This window comes from Bacillus sp. SIMBA_005, from assembly GCF_046535585.1.
GTDB classification, from domain to species: Bacteria; Bacillota; Bacilli; order Bacillales; family Bacillaceae; genus Bacillus; species Bacillus pumilus.
Map to the genome: position 1 here is coordinate 1 of NZ_JAWRWI010000004.1, position 21,470 is coordinate 21,470.

22 protein-coding genes and 1 riboswitch are annotated in these 21,470 nt (G+C 40.8%); of the genes, 3 read left to right on the forward strand and 19 right to left on the reverse strand.

Annotated elements, in window-relative coordinates:
* Window positions 1-97 (forward strand): IS3 family transposase (locus SB660_RS07155; RefSeq protein WP_326376927.1); only part of this gene is annotated, 97 nt, incomplete at its 5' end.
* 63 nt (window positions 98-160) lie between these two features.
* On the opposite strand, the gene prsW is transcribed toward SB660_RS07155, so the two are convergent.
* The 10 genes from prsW to SB660_RS07205 all read right to left on the reverse strand — a co-directional run bounded on the left by prsW (window position 161) and on the right by SB660_RS07205 (window position 9,574).
* Window positions 161-817: a glutamic-type intramembrane protease PrsW gene (prsW, locus tag SB660_RS07160; protein ID WP_169057080.1), complete on the reverse strand. Its 657-nt coding sequence runs from the start codon at window positions 815-817 to the stop codon at window positions 161-163.
* Between the two features lie 155 nt (window positions 818-972).
* Window positions 973-1,944 (reverse strand): YpdA family putative bacillithiol disulfide reductase, encoded by a 972-nt coding sequence (locus tag SB660_RS07165; protein WP_058014797.1) that lies wholly within the window; start codon window positions 1,942-1,944, stop codon window positions 973-975.
* A gap of 122 nt (window positions 1,945-2,066) precedes the next feature.
* Window positions 2,067-3,341, reverse strand: a complete 1,275-nt coding sequence (locus tag SB660_RS07170) for a Glu/Leu/Phe/Val family dehydrogenase (protein WP_058014796.1) — start codon at window positions 3,339-3,341, stop codon at window positions 2,067-2,069.
* 195 nt (window positions 3,342-3,536) lie between these two features.
* The gene (locus SB660_RS07175) at window positions 3,537-4,118 is read right to left on the reverse strand and encodes a genetic competence negative regulator (RefSeq protein ID WP_058014795.1); all 582 of its coding nucleotides are present in this window, start codon (window positions 4,116-4,118) and stop codon (window positions 3,537-3,539) included.
* Window positions 4,119-4,283: 165 nt separating this feature from the next.
* Window positions 4,284-5,072: a metallophosphoesterase gene (locus SB660_RS07180; protein ID WP_410581954.1), complete on the reverse strand. Its 789-nt coding sequence runs from the start codon at window positions 5,070-5,072 to the stop codon at window positions 4,284-4,286.
* An 87-nt stretch (window positions 5,073-5,159) separates the two neighbouring features.
* Complete coding sequence (locus SB660_RS07185; protein WP_058014794.1) at window positions 5,160-5,612, reverse strand: DUF2663 family protein; 453 nt, start codon at window positions 5,610-5,612, stop codon at window positions 5,160-5,162.
* A 64-nt stretch (window positions 5,613-5,676) separates the two neighbouring features.
* On the reverse strand, window positions 5,677-6,438 hold the full coding sequence (locus SB660_RS07190; protein ID WP_058014793.1) for a LysM peptidoglycan-binding domain-containing protein: 762 nt from the start codon (window positions 6,436-6,438) through the stop codon (window positions 5,677-5,679).
* Complete coding sequence (locus tag SB660_RS07195; protein WP_058014792.1) at window positions 6,383-7,024, reverse strand: CPBP family intramembrane glutamic endopeptidase; 642 nt, start codon at window positions 7,022-7,024, stop codon at window positions 6,383-6,385. Before SB660_RS07195 ends, SB660_RS07190 begins: the two co-directional genes overlap by 56 nt.
* Window positions 7,021-8,529, reverse strand: a complete 1,509-nt coding sequence (locus tag SB660_RS07200) for a RecQ family ATP-dependent DNA helicase (RefSeq protein ID WP_410581957.1) — start codon at window positions 8,527-8,529, stop codon at window positions 7,021-7,023. The genes SB660_RS07195 and SB660_RS07200 overlap by 4 nt, the downstream gene beginning before the upstream one ends.
* Window positions 8,522-9,574: a YpbB family protein gene (locus tag SB660_RS07205; protein ID WP_410581959.1), complete on the reverse strand. Its 1,053-nt coding sequence runs from the start codon at window positions 9,572-9,574 to the stop codon at window positions 8,522-8,524. Before SB660_RS07205 ends, SB660_RS07200 begins: the two co-directional genes overlap by 8 nt.
* Window positions 9,575-9,841: 267 nt before the next feature.
* Here SB660_RS07205 and SB660_RS07210 point away from each other — a divergent pair, with 267 nt between their 5' ends.
* Entirely contained in the window at window positions 9,842-10,090 is a 249-nt protein-coding gene (locus SB660_RS07210) for a ferredoxin (protein WP_003215700.1), read from the forward strand.
* 34 nt (window positions 10,091-10,124) lie between these two features.
* On the opposite strand, the gene fmnP is transcribed toward SB660_RS07210, so the two are convergent.
* Entirely contained in the window at window positions 10,125-10,706 is a 582-nt protein-coding gene (gene fmnP, locus SB660_RS07215) for a riboflavin transporter FmnP (protein WP_012010414.1), read from the reverse strand.
* Window positions 10,707-10,849: 143 nt separating this feature from the next.
* Window positions 10,850-10,981, reverse strand: a riboswitch (FMN riboswitch).
* 287 nt (window positions 10,982-11,268) lie between these two features.
* Between fmnP and serA the strand changes: the two genes are divergently transcribed.
* Window positions 11,269-12,843 carry a phosphoglycerate dehydrogenase gene (serA, locus tag SB660_RS07220; RefSeq protein WP_058014789.1) on the forward strand — a complete coding sequence of 525 codons (1,575 nt, stop codon included), beginning with the start codon at window positions 11,269-11,271 and terminating at the stop codon, window positions 12,841-12,843.
* Between the two features lie 35 nt (window positions 12,844-12,878).
* Here the strand turns inward: serA and SB660_RS07225 are convergent, their stop codons facing one another.
* From SB660_RS07225 to resA, 8 genes are all read right to left on the reverse strand, one after another.
* Window positions 12,879-13,523, reverse strand: coding sequence for a M23 family metallopeptidase (locus tag SB660_RS07225; RefSeq protein WP_169057071.1), 645 nt, complete (start codon window positions 13,521-13,523; stop codon window positions 12,879-12,881).
* Window positions 13,524-13,623: 100 nt separating this feature from the next.
* Window positions 13,624-14,730, reverse strand: a complete 1,107-nt coding sequence (locus tag SB660_RS07230) for a sigma X negative regulator (protein WP_410581962.1) — start codon at window positions 14,728-14,730, stop codon at window positions 13,624-13,626.
* A complete protein-coding gene (sigX, locus tag SB660_RS07235; protein WP_003215976.1) occupies window positions 14,642-15,250 on the reverse strand; it encodes an RNA polymerase sigma factor SigX in 609 nt (202 codons plus the stop codon). Before sigX ends, SB660_RS07230 begins: the two co-directional genes overlap by 89 nt.
* Window positions 15,251-15,453: 203 nt before the next feature.
* Entirely contained in the window at window positions 15,454-17,235 is a 1,782-nt protein-coding gene (locus tag SB660_RS07240; protein WP_180310574.1) for an ATP-binding protein, read from the reverse strand.
* Window positions 17,232-17,954 carry a response regulator transcription factor gene (locus SB660_RS07245; protein ID WP_003215596.1) on the reverse strand — a complete coding sequence of 241 codons (723 nt, stop codon included), beginning with the start codon at window positions 17,952-17,954 and terminating at the stop codon, window positions 17,232-17,234. Before SB660_RS07245 ends, SB660_RS07240 begins: the two co-directional genes overlap by 4 nt.
* Before the next feature lie 87 nt (window positions 17,955-18,041).
* On the reverse strand, window positions 18,042-19,220 hold the full coding sequence (ccsB, locus tag SB660_RS07250) for a c-type cytochrome biogenesis protein CcsB (RefSeq protein ID WP_058014785.1): 1,179 nt from the start codon (window positions 19,218-19,220) through the stop codon (window positions 18,042-18,044).
* Window positions 19,204-20,883: a cytochrome c biogenesis protein ResB gene (resB, locus tag SB660_RS07255; RefSeq protein WP_410581965.1), complete on the reverse strand. Its 1,680-nt coding sequence runs from the start codon at window positions 20,881-20,883 to the stop codon at window positions 19,204-19,206. The genes ccsB and resB overlap by 17 nt, the downstream gene beginning before the upstream one ends.
* 1 nt (window position 20,884) lies before the next feature.
* Window positions 20,885-21,415 carry a thiol-disulfide oxidoreductase ResA gene (gene resA, locus SB660_RS07260; protein ID WP_058014783.1) on the reverse strand — a complete coding sequence of 177 codons (531 nt, stop codon included), beginning with the start codon at window positions 21,413-21,415 and terminating at the stop codon, window positions 20,885-20,887.
* Window positions 21,416-21,470: the final 55 nt, after the last annotated feature.

A 21,470-nucleotide genomic window follows, 5' to 3' on the forward strand; every position in this document is an offset into this window, starting at 1 on the left:
CACTGTCAAAGAATACATTTATTATTATAACAACATTCGTATTCAAACGAAACTAAACAACCAATCACCGATAAACTATCGGCAATTGGCTGTATAAAGGTGTTTTGATCCCTGTCTCAATAACGGGGGTCAGTCCCAACTGATAGGACGTTTTTCCACATTAAATCTGCACCATTTTCACGGAACGAGCCTTTTTTGCTTTTCGCAGGCCAAACCACCATAAAAAAATCATGAATGGCAGCATGATATATCCCCAATTTTTCATCCCTAACAATATAAAATCATAAAGGCCGTGAAAAAGCACAGGAAGCGTTAAAGAAAGGATCAGCCATTTGCGCTGCTCCTTTTTTTCAGAGAAGCGGGCTTTGCCGATATAAAACCCCATCACAACACCGAATAAAGCATGACTTGAGACGGGTAATAAAGCACGGGTAAACGCATATTCAACCCCGTGACCGACCAAATAAAGAATATTTTCAAGTGTTGCGAAACCAAGTGAGACACTTGTTCCATATACAATCCCATCATAGTGTTCGTCAAATTGGGCATGCGCATAGACGCTGACCATTAAAATAAACCATTTTAAAGATTCCTCTAAGAAGCCCGACGTCACAAATGAAATCAAGATAGGGTTCGTTGCGATATGCTCCTCTTGAAGGACATATTGAATAAACATGGTTGGAAACACAAGAATAACGCCTAGCATAAAAGATCTGATGACCATGTGAACCGGCTCATTGTCGTATTGATCTTTCAAATAAAAATAACTTAAAAGTGCGATGCCGGGAGCTAATCCTGCTGAGATGATTGCGATCATAACCAGACCTCTTTCCCTACATTATCCTTCATTATCGTACCATGATTTACCCTTTTTTTATATGACTCGAGCCCATTTTTATGAAAATTACTTTCTATATAATCCCATTTTATATCAAAAAGAACCGAATCCCTTAGAAGGATCCAGTTCTTTATTTATCCGTTCATTCTTTTGTTGATTTCTTCTGCAATAAGCCCCCCATGAAATCTTCCATTTTCAATGAAAATTTCATTGGCATTGTTTCCAGCTGCAATCACTCCTGCGATGAAAATACCTTCTACATTTGTCTCCATCGTCTCTTCATCAAATGCTGGACGACCTGATTCTTGATCAATTGTCACACCCATTTTTTCTAAGAAAGAATGATCTGGATGATAGCCTGTCATGGCAAAAACATAATCACTTTTCACTCGCTCTGTTTGCTCTTGCTGGTTAGTAAAAATCACTTCTTCTTCTGTGATTTCCTTCACCTGCGCTCCAAACTCCATTCGAATCGTTCCATTCCGCACAAGCGCTTCAAACTCTGGCAAAATCCAAGGTTTGATGCTAGATGAATATTCAGTGCCTCGATAAAGTACAGTGACTCTGCTTCCACATTTCACAAGTTCTAGCGCAGCATCGACACTCGAGTTTTTCCCGCCGATCACCGTTACATCTTTATCAAAGTATGGGTGTCCTTCTTTAAAATAATGATACACATGTGGAAGGTCTTCTCCTTTGACGTTCATATAGTTTGGATGATCATAGTAGCCAGTAGCAATCACGACATAATCACATACATAGTCGTCTTTTGATGTGCTCACGGTAAAATGACCGTCTTTTTTCGTCACAGCGTTCACTTTCTCAAAAGCATGTACACGCAGGCTTTTTCGTCTGACTACTTCTCGATAATAAGAAAGTGCCTGGATACGAACGGGCTTGCGATTTTCAGTAATAAAAGCGACATCACCAATCTCAAGCTTTTCACTTGAACTAAAAAAGGTTTGATGTGTTGGGTAATGATAAATACTGTTGACGACATTCCCCTTTTCAATGACAAGTGCATCAATTCCAATTTGCTTGAATGCGATGGCAGCTGATAGCCCGCATGGGCCGCCTCCTATTATGATCGCTTTTTCTTGTTTCATTTGTTCCACTCCTGTCGTTTCAATGCAATAACAATTGCTAGCTGTTTATGAGTTGTTCCATTCCATAAAAAAATCTCCTATTTAAGGATAGGAGATTTTAAGGCACGATGCAAATGAGCCGCTTAAATCCAGCCTCTGAATCGAGAAGCTTCAGCCATTTTACGTACGCCGACCATATATGCAGCAAGACGCATATCGATGCGGCGATTTTGCGCCATTTCATAAATATTATTAAATGATTTCACCATCATATCTTCTAAACGAGTTTCGACTTCCTCTTCAGTCCAGTAGAACCCTTGGTTATTCTGCACCCATTCAAAGTAAGAAACCGTTACACCACCCGCACTCGCAAGTACGTCTGGGACAAGCAGTACTCCACGATCTGAAAGAATTTTGGTTCCTTCAAGTGTCGTTGGACCATTTGCTGCTTCTACGACAATTTTAGCTTTAATGTTTGCCGCGTTATCTTCAGTGATCTGGTTCTCAATGGCTGCAGGTACTAAGATATCACAATCGAGCTCAAGCAGCTCTTTGTTTGTGATGGTATCGTTAAATAATTTAGTAACGGTTCCAAAGCTGTCACGTCGGTCAAGCAAGTAGTCAATATCAAGACCATCTTCATCGTATAACCCGCCGTAAGCATCTGAAATCCCTACGATTTTCGCTCCGGCATCATACATGAATTTAGCCAAGTAGCTTCCTGCATTTCCGAATCCCTGTACGACAACACGTGCTCCGTTAATGTCAATTCCTTTTTTCTTCGCCGCTTCTTTGATGCAGATCGTCACACCTTTTGCTGTTGCAGTATCACGTCCGTGTGATCCTCCAAGCACAATTGGTTTTCCTGTAATAAATCCTGGCGAGTTAAATTCATCCATTCTAGAATATTCGTCCATCATCCATGCCATAATCTGAGAGTTTGTAAACACATCTGGTGCTGGTACATCTTTCGTTGGACCAACGATTTGACTGATTGCACGAACATAGCCGCGGCTTAGTTTTTCAAGCTCCCTAAATGACATTTCTCTTGGATCACAGATAATACCGCCTTTTCCTCCGCCATAAGGAAGATCCACAATACCACATTTTAAACTCATCCAAATTGAAAGCGCTTTTACTTCTTTTTCAGTAACGTTCGGGTGGAAACGGATACCGCCTTTTGTCGGTCCGACAGCATCATTGTGCTGCGCACGGTAACCAGTGAAAATTTTCACTGATCCATCATCCATTCGTACTGGAATTTTCACAGTTAATAGACGAATTGGCTCCTTTAGCAATTCATACACTTCTTGCGGATACCCTAATTTGTCTAGCGCTTTATGTATGACGGTTTGAGTTGACTTTAAAACATCTAGCTTATCTTCTGCGTTATGAGCGGCGTTTTGATCGGCTGCCATTAAAATAAACCCCCTAGAAATCTTTCATGATCTACTGCTCCCTTTCAAGCAATAGTATACACCTTCGTACTGGTAAAGCAAAGGTAAAAAACGTTTTTTATCAAAATAAAATATCAGCGTTTATAAATATAAAAAGGATATAAAAAAATACTGTTGTTTCATCACAACAGTATTAAATATAATAGAAAAAAGTGATTAAAAATACATTTGAATCGTTTTCACTGCATCATCTTGCATGATCACTTTTCCGTATTCTTTTAGCCGATGGATCGTTAATGTCGTAGGAGAACCGAACTCCGCTAAAATGGAAATGACGGTATCAGCAGACAGTTCTTCAAAATCATCTAGGCTGAGAAAATATTGACCTTCATAATGGTAAACTGTACCCCCTAAAAGTCCAATACGACTTAAACTATGGGACAGTTGAATCACATCTTCAAACGAGGCAAATTGATAGAGCACATGATGACTCTCGTCGAGCTTGACTTGCATCTCAATGTAATCTTCATCAAACTCTTCATCATCATCCTCATCCTGCTGACTCTTTGTGACAATGACGACCATCCCCTGCGCCTGAAGTGAAAATACTTCAACAGCAATCGGTCCACTCGCTTCAAAACCGAGCTCCTGATTCGCTTCGTTCATCATGTCTTTAAACAGTTGATGGACTTTGAACGAATCTTTCCAAAGGTCTTCTTTCGTAAGACCCCGGTCTGTCAGGTCATCTAGTGTGAGAAAAATTTTGATTTTATTATAATTCAGACGCTCCAGTCGCATAACGTTCCCTCCTGCCTCTTCTAAACACACATCATACTGTAGTATATGAGATGATAAGTCATAGGTTCTTAATTTTGTATTCAGTTTACACTGTGTCAAGACGGAAGACAAGCATGAAGCTATGCTTCCGGTGACTTTTATGGAAAATATTGAGGGCGCAGCAAGTCATCGCGTTTTGACAGGCATTAAATAGATCAGATGAGTTTCTGGTTCTGCCCCGAGACGCATTGGAAACTTTGTTGTTCCATAGCCATTACTAATGAGAAAAAATGCGCCTTTGACCTGACCTGTTCTTCCTTTTTCATACGGACCAAATTTCCCAATTCTGATCTGACCTCCATGCGTATGACCGCTCAGAACAAGGTCGATCCCCTCATCTTCACTCATTAAATGATGTATATCTGGGTTGTGTGATAAGAGAATATTTACGTCATCTTTTACAAACTCAGGCCGTATCGCTTCATAATCCGCCTTTTCAAGCCGAATATCGTCGATGCCTCCAATTTTGATTGGCTGGCCTTCGAAATCCCACACAGCTGTTTCATTTTGCAGAGTCGTCACATCGCAAGCATGAAGAATCTCTTTAAGCTTTTGCTGGTGCAGCTCGTGATCATTATTTCCCCAAACAAAATAAACGGGTGCAATTCTTGATAAACGTTTCACATTTTCTTCAATTCTGGCGTAGGGTACACCTTTTTCTGCTAAGTCCCCGCCTATCATAATGACATCCGGTTTTTCTTGTGTGACTTCCGCTAATAATGAGTCACTAATCAGCCGCCGGTGTGTATCAGAAATAAAGAAAATCACTGCTGGTCGATCTGATTGAAGTGCTTCTATTGTAAAGTAATGCTTTTTGATGTTGTTTTGTTTTGCCGTTTTCACCATTTTTGCCGTTACACACACACCTGTTGTAACAGCCGCAATGGCGGCAGTAAATCCGATGGCATATTTCATCATAAATGGCTCCCTTGCATATGTGTCGTTCATAAGACGCTTGAATGAAAAAAGACGTTTCAACTATTAAAACGTCTTTTTACACATTTATTTACTTTCATAATAGAGATTAATGTCATATTGCTGCTGCATATAGTGAAAAACCGCTTCACGCTCTTTCCACTGGTCTGATTGCGGCCATAAGTCTGTGCTTTTTTGTATAATCTCACATCTGAGGCGATGATATTCATCCTCAGCCTTTTCTTCTTTTTTCTTATAATAATAAGAAGCATAAAAAGCAAACACCTCAGCCATTATCCAAAATAGAAAAACCTCATGACCGAGCAGTGTTGCAATCATCGCTTCTGGCTGAAGAGAGCCTCCCTTATTTGCCGTTATCACAAAATAAAACAAAAGAATCGCCAGTGACAAAAGGGCTGTCCATTGCCACCTTTTGCACTGCTTGGCAAAGCCCTCATATTTGTGCTTTCTTTTGATCAATGTTTCCATCATTTTCAGTGTCGGCTGATCCATATAGCGGCTGATTGCGTGCAACGTCATCACATACACCCTGTCCCTTTTTTCTACATATGTATGTGCTTTTTCATTCGTTCATGTCAGGTAATTAGTTTTCCAATGGAATGTTGAGCACTTGACCACTGTATACACTGTTCCCATTTAAATGATTGTAGGCTTTTATTTTCTCTTCACCTGATCGGCTTTTGTAATATTTCATCGAGATTCGATACAGGTTTTCCTCTGGTCCAACAGTGTGCTGCACGACACGGACTGGCTTTTCTTCCTGCTTCTTTTTCTCTTCGGCTTCTTTTCGTTTTTTCTCTTCTTGCTGTTTTTGGAGAGCTAGCTGCTGCTGTTCACGCTTTTTCGCAGCTGCGGCTTTTTCGCGCTCTTTTCTCTCTTTAGCAGCTTTTTCTTTTTTCTTTTGTTCTGCTTTTTCTTTTGATCGCTGCTTTTCTTTTTCTTCATCTTTCTTTTTCTTCTCTTCATCAGACGCATCCGCTTTATCAGCGGTTGCGTCATTTTTTGTTTCGGCTAGTGCTGACGGAACTGGGTCTGTGTCAGCACTTGAGGTTTTATCAATGTATACACCTTGATTGTTATTATCGTTAATTTCCTTTGAAGTGTAGTAGATCAATAGAAAGAAAACAGTGATGACGATGATTGGAAAAATAATAGCCAATGTCGTAAATAAAGGATTGCGCACTTTTTTCGTACGCTGCTTCTTATATTCATGAAAGTCTTCTCGCGTAGGAAAGTGAGAGTCATCAGAAGGATGTACTTTTTCTTCAAGAATTTCCTCTACATTGTCGTCATGATTGTTTGTCAGCTGCGCCTTCTTTCTCTGCATTCTCGACATTTCTTCCATGTTCATCCCTCCCCTTATATTTCAAACGAATTTGACAAGCAAAGACTAAGTCAATGACAAAATGTGTCATGACAGGAACAAACAAATTCCCCGTCCACTCGTATAAAAGTCCTAAAAAAATACTAATGGAAACCACGAGGATAAACAAGAGTATTTTTGATAAATAGCGAAAGTGAAGAAGCGCAAACACGATGCTGGCAATCTCAAGTCCAAATTGCTGTTGAACAATTCCGCGAAATAGTATTTCCTCTGAAAAGGCAATGAGAAGTGCTAACCAAACAATATGCGGGATGCTTCGGTTTTTGAACATCTTTTCATTTAAACCGCCATCATCATACATATGAGCAGGAAACACCTTCATGACAATTGCATCCACAATAATGACGAGCAAAGCACCGCCAATTCCATATGTCAGAATGCGCATATCACGAATCTGCCAAAGGGCTGTAAATTCCGTCCATTGATCGAACATAAATATGCCTAGTAAAAAAGAAACGATAAGCATGAGCAACTGAGTGAAATACAGCTGTTCTACGACTTGTCGATCGGTTAATTTTTCAATGATTCGGCGATGTTGTTCAATCAATGCTGCGCCTCTTTTGTCAGATGAAACATACGATCCAGCACAGTCTTCCAGTGTTTCATTTCATTCAGCTCCAATGATTGTTCTTTTTTTTCATAATCAGACAGGTTCAGCCCGCAAGAAGAGCAGCAATAATCAGAGGATTCGCGCTCTGTTTGATCAAACTGTTCGTGAAAATATGATAACAGAGATTGTCTAAAGCAGTCATGATCCATGATCAGCTCTTTAAATTGCCACACTTTTCTCAGCTTTTCTGTTTGTCTGTCCTGTAATTTTTCTTTTAGATTCATAAGGATTGCCAGGCGCTGTTCGGACTCATGCATCATGTAATAATGCGTCAGCATTCTTGCACGCGTCTCCTGAAGCCCTGTTTCCATCAATCGTTCACGTAATTTTTTTTCATCATTTGTCTGCATTTGTGTCAGTTGGGCTAAATAGAAATCAATTTCTGGCTCGTCAAATCCTTCTGCTTGGATCAAGTGTTGCTGAATATCTGCATCCTCTTCTGTATATAAAAGAATGCTCACACTGTTTTTCCCGTCCCTTCCCGCTCTTCCAATCTCTTGCATAAATGCTTCAATCGATTGCGGAGGGCTCATATGAATGACAAATCGGATATTCGCTTTATCAATTCCCATGCCAAAAGCACTCGTACAGCAAATGAGATCAAGCTGACCGCTGATAAATTGCTGCTGAATGAGCATACGGTCTCCTGCATCCATTCCGCCATGATAAAACTCAACACGCTGATTGGTTTTTTGTTTCATACAGAGAGCAAGCTCTTCTGTCATTTGCCGGGTTGGGCAATAAATAATGCCTGGTCCTTGCAGAAAATCCGCAAGCTCAATGGCCCGTTTCTCTTTTGCTTCTTTCGATTCGTGCACTTCTTTGACTAAGGCAATGTTCGGACGGTTGACAGAATGAATATGAAAGTCTGGATGCTGTAATCTTAGCGTTTGTACAGTATCTTTTAGTGTTTGTTTCGTTGCTGTAGCTGTAAGAGCTAAAGCCACAGGATGACCTAACGCTTCTCTCCATTCTCCGAGCTTCGAATATTCAGGACGGAAATCATGCCCCCATTCTGATATACAATGCGCTTCATCGACGACAAACAGACCAATACGCATCGATTTGAGCTGTTCAAGCAGCACTTTTGACATTAATGCCTCAGGTGCGACAAATAGAAATTTATATGATGGCAAATGCCGAATGATATGTCGCTTCTCCTGAAAAGACAATGTGCTATTAAGCGCCGCCACTCGTTTTTCTCCGCGCATTTTCATTCGTTCGACTTGGTCCTCCATAAGCGATAAAAGCGGCGAAATAATCAGAACCAACCCGTCTGTCATATAACCGGGAATTTGATAGCAAAGTGACTTCCCTCCACCAGTAGGCAGCATGGCAACCGTATCTTTTTGTTGCAGTACACTTCGAATAATGTCCTCTTGACCTGCTTTAAATGTGTCATGGCCAAAGTATCGCATGAGCGTCTGATGAAGCTTATCCATTTGCTTTCACCATCCTTGTCAGTGCCAATCGTATTTGAAAATAAGTAAATGGATGCTCGAGTTTTTCTTTAATCAGCTTCATTTTATTTGTTTGCAGCTCTCTGGCTACAGTAAGGATCTCCCGCTGCTCTTTTATACTCACATAGGTATCTATTGAAAAGCTTGGCTCGTGTATCGACAGCTCCACGATATGATCTTCAATCGTTGCCTTTTTTAATGAACGAATGTGAGCAATTTGTTCAATATCAAATCCTTTTTGGACAAGCTCAAGTGTTTTGTGAGTAGAAGTTGTTAACACGCGTTTGAATTCAAGGTCACCTACGAGCTGCTGCAAAATCGGCGCCTCACCTTTTTGGGCAGATTGAATAAAATAATGGAGTACATTCCAAAAAAGTATGTACACATACCACACATCTTCTTTCATCCACTCCGCCATTTGCTGATACGTACGCCCGATTCGTTCATTTGAGGTCAATGAGTAAACAAAAATCAGTGCCTCTTGATCACTTAGGTTGATTAGGAGGTGTTCCATTTCATGATGCAGATCTTCTGAAAGCTTGCTTTTCTGCTGATGCTGTTTCAAAAAAGACTTCGTCCAGCTTTGAACCGAGACATCTCTTTGTATTGGAACATATTGATGCGATCCAGCCATATGGTGAGAAAGTACTTGTACAAGTAAAGAGAGCCTCATCCATAGCATCTTTGCTTTATCATGGTATTTGGCACCATGAAAATAAGCAGGCATCGGTTTTTCAGAAAAATGCTGATACAGCATTTGCTTCCCTGCTTCAGTGATGCTGAGTGTCTCATCGATTTTTCTAATGTAGTGCTTCTCTTCAAGCTTTAAAGCAGAACGATTCAGCTGATCCCTCGTAAACCCCGGGTAACAGCCGAAGTACCTGGAAAGCTCAAACAAGCTGGCATCCTGTATGGTTTGTGATGATTTTTTTCCTTTAAAAAGATGGTAGACAGCACTAATGGAGCGTTCGCCGTTCAATTTATATACGCTGTCCATTAACATGACATCCAAATAATGAAGAGTCATTCATCAAAGCACCTGTCTTCCTGACAAAATTCGAATATTTTCTCCCTTTATTTTAACAGATTTCATACAAGAAGAAATGTTTAAACTCAATTTATGGGGGAAAGTTATGAACAAACCCTTATGTGATAAGCATTCTCAATCACTTTACAGTTGAAATGTGAATTTAAAATCATTACAATAAGGTTTGAGGAAATCGTTTTTTATCGGTGAAACTAAAAAGGTTAAACCATGTGTTCCATCGAACTATTTGGGAGGTATTTTTTTAACATGGCAAAATATACAATTGTAGACAAAGACACATGTATTGCTTGCGGCGCATGCGGTGCAGCTGCTCCAGACATTTATGATTATGATGATGAAGGCATTGCATTTGTTACGCTTGACGACAACCAAGGGACTGTAGAAGTTCCAGAAGTACTTGAAGAAGATATGCTTGATGCATTTGAAGGATGTCCAACTGACTCAATCAAAGTTGCGGACGAATCTTTCGAGGGTGACCCACTTAAGCATGAATAGTATAAAAGCCCCTTATGCAGGGGCTTTTTTTATATTAACTATTTTGAAGTCGGCGCTTATTTTCAAACCATGGACGCATTTTCACAAAAATGAAGCTAAATACGATGGTAATGATGATTCCTTTAATAAAGTTAAAAGGTAAAATCCCTGCTGTAATGGTCGTCTTGAGCGCATGATCTGATAGTTCTGGTGCGTTTAAAAACCATGTGTAAGCTGGCAGGAATAAGAAGTAATTTAAAATGCTCATCATCACAGTCATAAGTAATGTACCCATGATCATTGACCAAGCCATTCCTTTTGCTGATTTAATTTTTTTGAACATAAAGGCGACTGGTAAGATGAATAGTGTGCCTGCAATGAAGTTCGCGACTTGCCCAACTGGAACGCCGGACATACTGCCTTGAATGAGATAATGCAGAACATTTTTTAATGCCTCAACGGCAATTCCTGCACCTGGCCCATAAATTAAAATCGCAATAATCGCTGGGATATCGCTGAAATCAATTTTCAAATACGCTGGAAGCCCTGGGAAAGGGAAATCCAATAAAATTAACACGAACGAAATACTGCTAAGCATACTGGTGACGACTAAACGTTTTACTTTACTTTGATTCAATATTCTCTCTCCTTTTCGATCAAATCTTTCGAAAAGAGGATTGTTCAATTTCAGCCACAAAAAACCGCTCATGAAAACAGGAGCGGGGAATTTAGGCTAGACAAATAAACGTGTGAAAAACCAAGTTTTCAACGTTTACGAACCTCCATCTTCTCCCATCCAGACTATACTGTCGGCTTCGGAATCACACCGAATCCTGCCAAAAAAGGCTCGCGGGCTTAGAGACTATGCTCATCACCGCCGGTAGGGAATTGCACCCTGCCCCGAAGATTGATCATTATTCAATTCGACATCATTATATATGATATATGAGCATTTGTACAGATAAAAATCCTGAGCAATTTCATCAGTTTTAAGAAATCGCAAAAAACTTAAAAATTATAATGACAAATGCGAAAAAATTGGTTATCTTTTGTTTAAAGGTGTCCATTCTTGATAAAGACACCAAGAAATGTTCGTGTTTTCTTTTTCGCTTTACTGCTTTAATTTGATTGACACAGTGAAAAGGAATATGGTAAATTATCAGATATTTATGACGTTTATTTTAGGAGGAAATCTTACGATGTTTCGAGTATTAGTCTCAGATAAAATGAGCAATGACGGTCTTTTACCACTTTTAGAATCAGATTTTGTTGAAATTGTCCAAAAAAATGTAACAGAGGCAGCAGATGAATTACACACATTTGATGCTTTACTTGTCAGAAGTGCGACGAAAGTAACGAAAGAGCTTTATGAAAAAATGACTTCATTAAAAATTGTCGGCCGTGCCGGTGTGGGAGTAGACAATATTGATATTGATGAAGCAACCAAGCATGGCGTCATTGTGATCAATGCACCAAACGGTAATACGATCTCCACAGCTGAGCATACATTTGCGATGATCTCTTCACTCATGCGTCATATTCCACAAGCCAACATTTCTGTGAAATCAAAAGAATGGAACAGAGGTGCATATGTTGGTGCTGAGCTTTATGGAAAATCTCTTGGGATTGTTGGACTTGGCAGAATCGGAAGCGAAATTGCCCAGCGCGCAAGAGCATTTGGCATGACAGTCAACGTATTTGACCCATTTCTGACAAAGGAACGTGCAGAAAAAATTGGTGTCAATGCCAAGTCACTTGATGAAGTACTCGAAGTATCAGATATCATCACTGTACATACCCCGTTAACAAAAGAAACAAGAGGGCTTCTCAATAAAGAAACAATTGCAAAAACGAAAAAAGGCGTCCGCTTAGTGAACTGTGCACGCGGTGGTATTATTGACGAGCGTGACCTTCTTGAAGCGCTTGAAAGCGGCCATGTTGCAGGAGCTGCACTCGATGTATTTGAGGTAGAACCTCCTACTGATAATCCGCTTGTAGATCATCCGCTCGTCATTGCGACTCCGCATCTTGGCGCATCGACGAAGGAAGCACAATTAAATGTAGCGGCGCAAGTATCTGAAGAAGTACTTCAATTTGCAAAAGGACTCCCTGTTATGTCATCTATTAATCTACCAGCGATGACAAAAGATGAGTTCAAAAAAATTCAGCCTTATCATCAGTTTGCAGGAAAGCTCGGACGTCTTGTCTCTCAATCTATGAGAGAACCGGTAAAAGAAGTAGGCATCTCTTACGAAGGCTCTATTTCAAAACTCGAAACATCCTTTATTACAAAAAGTCTCCTGTCAGGCTTTTTAAAAGAGCGTGTTGATTCGACTGTAAATGAAGTCAATGCTGGAATGGTGGCAAAAGAACGCGGCATTAGCTTTAGTGAAAAGATTTCTTCCAGCGAATCTGGTTACGAAAACAGCATTTCTATTGAAGTCAAAGGCGACCTTTCAACCTTTACTCTAAAAGCAACCTATATCCCGCATTTAGGAGAACGCGTTGTTTCCATTAATGGATTTAATATTGATTTTTATCCAGATGGACACCTTGTCTACATCCAGCATACTGATGCACCTGGTGTGATTGGAAAGGTTGGACAAATTTTAGGCGACCATGATGTCAACATTGCGACAATGCAGGTAGGACGTAAAGAAAAAGGCGGCGAAGCCATCATGATGCTTTCTTTCGACAAGCATCTTGAGGACGAAATTGTCAAAGAATTAACCGAAGTGCAAGATATACTTTCTGTGCGTCTGATCGACCTATAAAAAATCATGATAAACCTCATGCAAATGCATGAGGTTTATTGTTTTGAAATCATTAAACGATCTCCCGTTCGGATGAGATGAGTGGACAGCTCATTGATCTTTTTCAATTGTTCCACAGTCATCTCATGCGCCTTTGCAATCGACCAAAGGGTATCTCCTTGTTTAATGAGATATGTATTGTTCTCTTGTCCGTTTACATGTAGAGCCGGCTCTTGGAAGCGATCCATCGCAATGATTGTGAGTGGATCTACCGCATCTTCTTTGCTGGCTGACCAATGACCCCTGTGCACCTCAAAATGCAAATGAGTGCCTCTAGACGCCCCTGTGTTGCCGATAATGCCAATTGGCTGTCCTGCTTCTACATGGTCACCCTTTTTAACAAAACGCTCATGTAGATGTGCATAGACGGTTTCATATCCATTTGGATGCTGGATAAACACAACCTCGCCATATGTAGCAGATACATACGAACGCGAGACCACACCTTCACTTGCAGCAAAGATGGATTCTCCTTCTGGCGCAGCTATATCTAATCCCATGTGCGAGCCGCCTCTTGTCCCAAACAAATCCGTGACTTCTCCTTTTATCGGCTCCACCCATTCGCTTGTTTCCTGTGCATGAGCAAAAGGCGAAAAGATCATCAAAAAACAGCTGGCACATATGAAGCAATACCTTTTCATCAGTGACTCCCCTTCTTTGAGGTTCTTTTTATGACAGCTTAGTATACAGCAAGGAAGCTATTTTCTATACATCAAAAAAGAACGCAATTTCTCGCGTCCTTTAACGGTCTTTTATGACAACTGGATTCGGCAGAGCCGGCACCTCTATCGGTTCTTCTAATTCATACGGCCCCACTTGATCTGTTCCTGCCTGTTGAATGGTAACCTCTGTAAAACCAAAATCTTTTGCTGAGAGCAGCAGACCTTCAATGAGTAAAATATGATCATTTGAGTCCGATAATCGCGCTGATGCTCCAAACGTAATGGTCACATGTTTTCCTTTAGACGTCACTTCTTTAATCGGTTCGTCTTTAATTAATGGATCAAGTCCTGCATCGCTTGTACGCTTCATGGCTTCTACCGCATCTTCATACGATGAATAATGCGCTTTTGACGGCACCAAAAAAGTCCCGCTCTTATTCTCTAAAACATAATAAGCGTGCTTTGTTTGTTTTTCAATCGATATTGCTCCAACGCTTCCATTTGCCAGTTGAAGGTGAGACCCTTTGGCTGTCTTGACTTGCACCTGCTTATATTTGCTCCATTTTAGCGTTTCTTTTACCATATCTTTAAACCGGTTGGCTTCTTTTAACGTATCAAGGGACAAATCACTTTTTAATTGAAAAATAAGTGTATCTCCTTTTTCGCGAAGGTCCACCATATCCATATAAGATTGAAGGGGCTTTGTCATTTCAGGCAGCTGCACCTGTTCATATGTGTTCACCATATCCTGCAAATGATCATACCCATCCTCTTTTTCAATGCTAATTGGAACCACTTGAGAGGTCGATTCATCTATGTATGCAATGGTCATATACTTTTGCTGCTGCTTATAAGAAACAACGTGTGAGGGCCCATCAGTCTGCTTGACCGCCTCTAATGTGGCGTTCACCTGACTTTTGTCAGCACTTGAATCCATTTTCATTTGCTGTTGATGATCTTGAGCAGCCGGCTGAAATAAATGAGGAGAAATTAAAAACGCCATAAATAAAACCACAACGGTTGCGACCGCTGGACCGATCCATTTGGCACTTTTCTTTTTCTGCCCGCTTGCCATCAGCATCTTCTGGTATATTTGCTTAGATGAACGGTTGTCCTCCACCTTTGGAAGCTGACTTAGTAACACCTTGATTCGTTCTTCGCTCCAATCGGACCTGTTCGTTTTCATTCACTAGCTCCTCCTTCAAAAGCTCCATATGTTTTCGGAGCACTTTCAGGCCTCGGTGCTGAGTTGTTTTGACTTTGCTTTCCGAGAACTTTAGCGCCTTTGCCGTCTCCATGATTGAGTAGCCCTGGATAAATCTTAAAATGATGACAGCTCGTTGATCAATCGTGCACTGATCAAGTGCGGCATAGATTTCTTTTACATTTTCATCCTGCACAGCCAGTTCGTCCGGGAGCAAGTCTGGGTCCTTTACATCCTGCTTATCCCAATCAAACGTGCCGAGTACCCGTTGTCTAATGGTTTGCTGTTTGCGAAACCAATCAATTGCCACATGCCTTGCAATCGAAAACAGCCATGTTTTCTCGCTGCTTCTTCCTTCAAAAGTTTTATATGAGTGAAGTACCCGGATGTAAACCTCCTGAACGAGATCCTCTGCCTGATTTTTATCTTTAACCATATAAAATAAAAACTGGTACAAATCTTGATGGTACGAATCATATATTTTTTGAAAGGTTTCATGCATAGGAAACCCCTCCGTTCACTTATTTTTGTCGAGTGACTCTTACAAAACGTTACATTACAACTTTATGACAAATATATTACAAGTTCGACAATTTTGAAAGGGCTTTTTGTTTAACTTCTCCTTAAAAATATGAAAATAAAAAAAAACACTTCTTTTTCTTTCGAAAAGAAGTGTTTCTCATGTAACAAGATTCTTCGTCAGGATTAGACGAGTTCCTGCTTTTTTCTCGGAATATAAAAGGTAAAGTGTGTACCTGTACCCGCTTTGCTATGTGCATGAATGGAGCCTTGATGCGCTTCTACGATGTTCTTCACAATCGCAAGACCAAGTCCAGTACCAGAACGCCCTCTTGTTCTTGCCTTATCCGCTTTATAGAAACGTTCGAAAATAAATGGCAGATCCTCTTCTGGGATTCCGCTTCCTGAATCTTTTACATCCATTTTCAGACCGCTTTCCACCGATTGAACCGAGAAGTGAACCTCTCCGCCCTCTGGTGTATGACGAATGGCGTTATCAATAAGATTCGTAAACACCTGCTCAATCTTATCTGGATCGAGTACAAAGTGGGGTTCATCCACTTGAATGTCATATGTGAGATCAACTTGCTTTTCTTTTGCAATGCCGAGAAATTTGCGGTAAATCTTCTCGATCAGCTCTTCTGTATCCGTTGATTCAAGACTCAGTGTAATATGGCCAGCTTCCATTCTCGCTAGGTCTAGAAGATCGTTCACAAGACGTCCCATTCGAAGCGATTCGTCGTAAATAATTTGCGCAATCTCTTTCTTTTCCTCTTCTGACCCTGCAATATCATCTACAATCGCCTCACTATATCCTTGCAGCATAGCAATTGGAGTACGAAGTTCATGACTGACATTGGCAATGAAGTCTTTTCTCAGCTTATCAAGTCTTCGTTCCTCTGTCATATCACGAAGGACCGCAACTGCTCCCCTAACGTCCTGCTGATTATAAAGCGGAGACATGAGAAGAACCCAAGTACGCCCTTGCAGCGTGACTTCGATCATTTGCTCTTTTTCCGTGCTGACGGCTGTATGAAACAGTTCTCGCGCTTCTGGAGGCAGTTCATCTCCATCTTTGATCTTCATATTTTGCTCGTAATACCATGCCTGCAAGAATCGTTCTGCAGGAGGATTCGTCATAAGGATCGTTCCATCAATATTAATGGTGATGACACCATCGGCCATACTGCTTAAAATATTGGACAGATGCTCTTTTTCTTGATTTAAGGCTGTGATATGAAATTTAAGCTGCTTGCCCATTTGATTAAAGGCGATGGCCAGTTCTCCAATTTCGTCTTGCGTTAATATAGGAATCTTTGTATCAAATTTCCCTTTCGCCAGATCCTGTGCTCCCTCTTTCATTTTTCTAAGAGGATAGGTGACACGTGTTGATAAGAAGAAAGCGAATATAGTGGTCAGAACAATGGCAATTCCGGCTGCTAGGAAGATATAACGCGTCGTATGTTTTGTTGTTTGCTCTACAGCGAGTAATGATTGAGAAAGAAAGACCATGCCTTTTTTCCCGTTTGCCTCAAATGGAACACCGACGACAATTCGTTCATCTTTATGGTTGCCTGCATTTGGTTCTGCACGTTTACTGATTTTTTTACGATTTTTTAGCGCTTGATTCAAATCACTGTCTGCTTCAATTTGTTTCTTTGTAATCGCAGGAAGCTTCCCGTCTTTTTCAGACGAGTACCACTCTAGCCCGTCCTCTTGGATAATCGCAATACTCGTCAATTTGTCAGCAAGCTCTGATGTAATCGACCTTGCGAGTGATTGATCGTCATGGCTTTCTAAAATGACCGCCACTTTATTTGCCATTTGCGTTAAATCTGACTTTGCTTCTTCTACATGGTAATTTTCAATGAACTCTAAAAGAAGCACGGTTAAAATAGATAAAACGATGAGGACGAGGAAGAGAATGGTTAACCATAGCTTTCCAACGACACTTTTCCACAGTTTCATTCAGCGCCGACCTCAAATTTGTACCCGACACCCCATACCGTCACGATTTTTTTCGCAGCTTCTGGTGACACTTTATTCAGCTTTTCCCGTAGTCGTTTGACGTGGGTATCAACTGTTCTCAAGTCTCCAAAGAATTCATACTGCCATACTTCTTTTAACAGCTTCTCTCTGTCATAAACCTTATCCGGTGTTTTCGCAAGGAAATATAAAAGCTCATATTCCTTCGGCGTGAGACTGACTTCTTTGCCATCAGCTGTCACTCTATGCGCATCGTGGTCAATTGAAAGATGAGAAAACACAAGTACATCTTTTGTTGTTGTCCCAGTATTGAGATAAGATGTTTGAGAAGATCTTCTGAGCAATGCCTTTACACGTAAAACAACTTCACGCGGGCTAAAAGGTTTGACGATGTAGTCATCCGTTCCTGCTTCAAACCCTTGCACGCGGTTGGCTTCTTCTCCTTTTGCCGTCAGCATAATGATTGGAGTTGCTTTTTTGTCTCGAATTTGATTACACACTTCGATCCCATCTGTGCCAGGCATCATTAAATCGAGCAAAATGAGGTCATAATCTGTTTGGAGTCCTTTTTGAATGGCCTCATCTCCATTTTCAGCTTCATCGATTTCATAATTTTCACGTTCTAAATACATTTTTAAAAGGCGGCGAATTCTTGCCTCATCATCTACGACTAATATTTTCGTTTGAGTTGTGTGTTCCATTAGACAATCCTCCTGCTTTCTCCGTTGTTACATTCATTTTAACAAAAAGCCGAATCGATTCATAAAAAGTTGGCCTTTTTCATGTGATTACGCGTAAGAATGAAGCCCTGCAATCACGAGATTGACAAAGATGAGATTAAACATAATGATGGCGAATCCGATGACAGCTAACCAAGCGGACTTTTCGCCATGCCAGCCCCTGGATAAGCGAAGATGAAGGTAGGCTGCATAAAAGAGAAACGTAATCAATGCCCATACTTCCTTCGGGTCCCAGCCCCAGAACCGAGTCCATGCAATTTGCGCCCAGATCATTGCAAAAATGAGTCCGCCTAACGCAAATACAGGGAAACCAATGGAAACAGCTCTGTATCCAATTTCATCGACTAAATCTAGGTTCACCTGTTTCACGAGCGGTTGAAGTAGAGCGCTTAGTCGTTTGCGAATGATCAACCGAATCAGCCCATACAAGATCAGCCCCGTGCCGAATGACCATAACACCGTATTGACCTTTCTTCCTGAAAAAACAGGCGGCAAATCAACAAACGGTTCCAAACGATCTTGCGTCACAAGCTCTCCTTTATGAGGTCCAACTAGAGCTGGCAGCTCATAGACCATCACACTTTCCTCTTTATTTTTATCGACCCAATTAAATTTCGCTTCGTATCCTGTCATTCTAAAGATGGACGTGACTGCGATAAATGCAAGTGTCACAACAATCATAAACATGACAAGCTCTAAACCAAATGTCTTCTTACCTGGTTTAGTTTGATCGACATGCTTTAATAAGAAGATGACACCCGCCACAAAGCTGATCGCTAAAATAGCTTGCCCTAGTGCTGCTGTTGTCACGTGAATATAAAGCCAATTACTTTGTAATGAAGGAATTAGCGGTGATATATCAGATGGGAACATGCTTGCATAGGCAATAATCAATAAAGCGATTGGAAGTGTAAATAAACCAAGTACCGACACTTGATACACAAAATATAAAATGATGAATGCGAGCACAAGCATCATGCCAAAAGCCGTTGTGAATTCAAACAAATTACTGACTGGTGCATGACCAGACGCCATCCATCTTGAAATAAAGTAACCAAATTGACTTAAAAAACCGATGATGGTGAGCGTAATACCGATAAGTGCCGCCTTATTTTTGCGCGGTCCATCAACTTTCTTTTTTCCTTTAATGGCACCACCAAAAAAAGGAACTGCCGCTAAATACAATAGAAAAGCTGCAAATAACAGGTTTTCACTGACTGCTGCCATCTAATCCTTCCCCCTTGCTTTTGCTGATACTTGTTGTATCAGGCAGTTCTTTTTGATCAACTGGCTGTTTGATGCCACTGTCACTTAGGATCACACCAAGATCAGACTTTAAGCCAAACCAGTTTTTGTTTGTGTGTCCTGCCACGAATACTTTTCCATCCTTTGCAGACAGCCAAATTCTTCTATGCTGCCAATACATCCCCTGCACGACACCAATCATGAAGATGATCCCGCCTACGATGAGCACCCCAAGAGTTAAATCTTTTCTCACCGTCAATCCCGTGACGTTTTTGGTTTCCACTCGATCAAACTTCATTTTATATAGGTTGTTATCAGAACCCTCAACTGTCTCTTGAATCGCCACAAAGCTTTTTTCACCTTTAGGCTTTTCAGGAGAAAACATTTCAAACACAAAAGCAGGATTATTCGGATTCCTTGTTTTCGTACTTGGCGTTCCATCATCGTCAAAATAAAAATCAGGGAGATAGCTCATCACTTTGACTTTGTAACCGCTACCAAGATCATATTCTGACTTAGGCTCCAGCAGATTAATCTTCACTGTTCCGAAAGATTTTTCAGTATCTTTACGAATCAGCTGAAAGACCATTTGATCGAGTTCATTTTGTTTAAAATCCACTTGATATAATGAGAAATGATCAAACTTGAGCGGTTCGTTCACTTTAATATCGTGTTCTGATACCTGCTTCAGCTTGGGCTTTTCACCAAACACAACTTCCCCTTCACGTTTGTATAAAGTGGCATCGGTTTTATAACTTTTCACTACTTGACCGTCGCCAGCTCTTTCAATCGCATTCTCAAACACTTCTTTTTCATTTTCAGTTTCATAGCGGTCAATTGAAAACGCATTATTTTTCAAAAAATATTGACCATCTGTGCCTGGAATTGGGGCAGTTTCACCCTCTCTAACCCACAGCGTTTCATCCACATACATGCCTGGGACAAACCGGAGCATTGATCCAATGAGAAAGATGATTAATCCAATGTGATTGACGTAAGGGCCCCAGCGTGAGAAGCGGCCTTTTTCCGCTAAAATATGTCCGTTTTCCTCTCGTACTCGGTAACGCTTTTGTTTCATTGCTTTCATGATGCCTTCATATGTATGCTGATCTAACGTTTTGTCTGTCTCACTGAACAGACGCTGTCTTCTCATAAAGCCTTCTTTTTTGATAACCCCTTGGTTTTTGAGTGCTCGATAAAGAGGAATAACCCGGTCGAGACTGCAAATGACAAGGGAGATTCCGATGGATGCAACTAGAGCTAAAAACCACCAAGAATTATAAAGATCATGGAATCCAAGTGTGTAATACAGCTTGCCAAACGATCCATATTGCTCTTCATAGTAGGTGGAAGCAGATGCACCTGGCGGAATAAATCGCTCCTGCGGAAAAATCGTTCCTAATGAGGAAGCAAGCAGTGTAATGACAATCAGCCACACACCCACCTTAACGGAAGAAAAAAAGTTCCATACTTTATCAACAATCGTTTTGTTGTATGTTTGCGAGCGTCTCGCACTGCCGTCGTATCTCATATCAAGCAGCTTTGAAGAGTTTTTCTCTTTAGCCGCAATAGGATTCCCGCAGGATTCACATAAAACAGTACCGATTGGATTAATATGTCCACACTCGCATTTTACCTCTTTCATTCTATGACCCCTTTGGTTTAATCAAATTCATATATTCATAGACATTGCGTTCTGTCATGGTTCCCTTTATGACTTTGATTACCTTGCCTTCAGGATTAATTAAAAATGTGGTTGGCAGCGGCGTAATATCATATGCCTCTGTCACTTGACGATCTTTGTCCATGGCAACAGGAAAATTCACGCCATAGGATTCCATAAAATTTTTCACGGCAATATTGGATTCCCCAACATTCACTGCAACAATTTCCACACCGCGATCCTTGAACACTTCATATTGATTTGCCATGTAAGGGAATTCTTGTTTACACGGACCACACCAGGTCCCCCAAAAATTAAGAAAGACGCCTTTGCCTTTTAAGTCCTTTAGTTCAATCCGTTCCCCATCCACAGATTGAAGGACAAAGTTTGGCGCAATAGATCCTTCTTTCACCCGATCCTGTTTGGCAAATACTGAGTTATACATGGTATAACATAATGCAGCAAGCATCACGAGGAGAATGCCCGTCCGTATGAAAAACCGTCTTTTTTTCATCTGAAGTACCCCTTCCCCATAGACATTCAGGTAAATTATAGCATTCTCCTTCTTT

Excerpts from the sequence above, each read along its gene's own strand:
- prsW (WP_169057080.1), bottom strand. The coding sequence starts at position 817 with ATGATCGCAATCATCTCAGCAGGATTAGCTCCCGGCATCGCACTTTTA.
- SB660_RS07165 (WP_058014797.1), bottom strand. The coding sequence starts at position 1,944 with ATGAAACAAGAAAAAGCGATCATAATAGGAGGCGGCCCATGCGGGCTA.
- SB660_RS07170 (WP_058014796.1), bottom strand. The coding sequence starts at position 3,341 with ATGGCAGCCGATCAAAACGCCGCTCATAACGCAGAAGATAAGCTAGAT.
- SB660_RS07175 (WP_058014795.1), bottom strand. The coding sequence starts at position 4,118 with ATGCGACTGGAGCGTCTGAATTATAATAAAATCAAAATTTTTCTCACA.
- SB660_RS07180 (WP_410581954.1), bottom strand. The coding sequence starts at position 5,072 with ATGAAATATGCCATCGGATTTACTGCCGCCATTGCGGCTGTTACAACA.
- SB660_RS07185 (WP_058014794.1), bottom strand. The coding sequence starts at position 5,612 with ATGACGTTGCACGCAATCAGCCGCTATATGGATCAGCCGACACTGAAA.
- SB660_RS07190 (WP_058014793.1), bottom strand. The coding sequence starts at position 6,438 with ATGGAAGAAATGTCGAGAATGCAGAGAAAGAAGGCGCAGCTGACAAAC.
- SB660_RS07200 (WP_410581957.1), bottom strand. The coding sequence starts at position 8,529 with ATGGATAAGCTTCATCAGACGCTCATGCGATACTTTGGCCATGACACA.
- SB660_RS07205 (WP_410581959.1), bottom strand. The coding sequence starts at position 9,574 with ATGACTCTTCATTATTTGGATGTCATGTTAATGGACAGCGTATATAAA.
- SB660_RS07210 (WP_003215700.1), top strand. The coding sequence starts at position 9,842 with ATGGCAAAATATACAATTGTAGACAAAGACACATGTATTGCTTGCGGC.
- serA (WP_058014789.1), top strand. The coding sequence starts at position 11,269 with ATGTTTCGAGTATTAGTCTCAGATAAAATGAGCAATGACGGTCTTTTA.
- SB660_RS07225 (WP_169057071.1), bottom strand. The coding sequence starts at position 13,523 with ATGAAAAGGTATTGCTTCATATGTGCCAGCTGTTTTTTGATGATCTTT.
- SB660_RS07230 (WP_410581962.1), bottom strand. The coding sequence starts at position 14,730 with ATGAAAACGAACAGGTCCGATTGGAGCGAAGAACGAATCAAGGTGTTA.
- sigX (WP_003215976.1), bottom strand. The coding sequence starts at position 15,250 with ATGCATGAAACCTTTCAAAAAATATATGATTCGTACCATCAAGATTTG.
- SB660_RS07240 (WP_180310574.1), bottom strand. The coding sequence starts at position 17,235 with ATGAAACTGTGGAAAAGTGTCGTTGGAAAGCTATGGTTAACCATTCTC.
- SB660_RS07245 (WP_003215596.1), bottom strand. The coding sequence starts at position 17,954 with ATGGAACACACAACTCAAACGAAAATATTAGTCGTAGATGATGAGGCA.
- ccsB (WP_058014785.1), bottom strand. The coding sequence starts at position 19,220 with ATGGCAGCAGTCAGTGAAAACCTGTTATTTGCAGCTTTTCTATTGTAT.
- resB (WP_410581965.1), bottom strand. The coding sequence starts at position 20,883 with ATGAAAGAGGTAAAATGCGAGTGTGGACATATTAATCCAATCGGTACT.
- resA (WP_058014783.1), bottom strand. The coding sequence starts at position 21,415 with ATGAAAAAAAGACGGTTTTTCATACGGACGGGCATTCTCCTCGTGATG.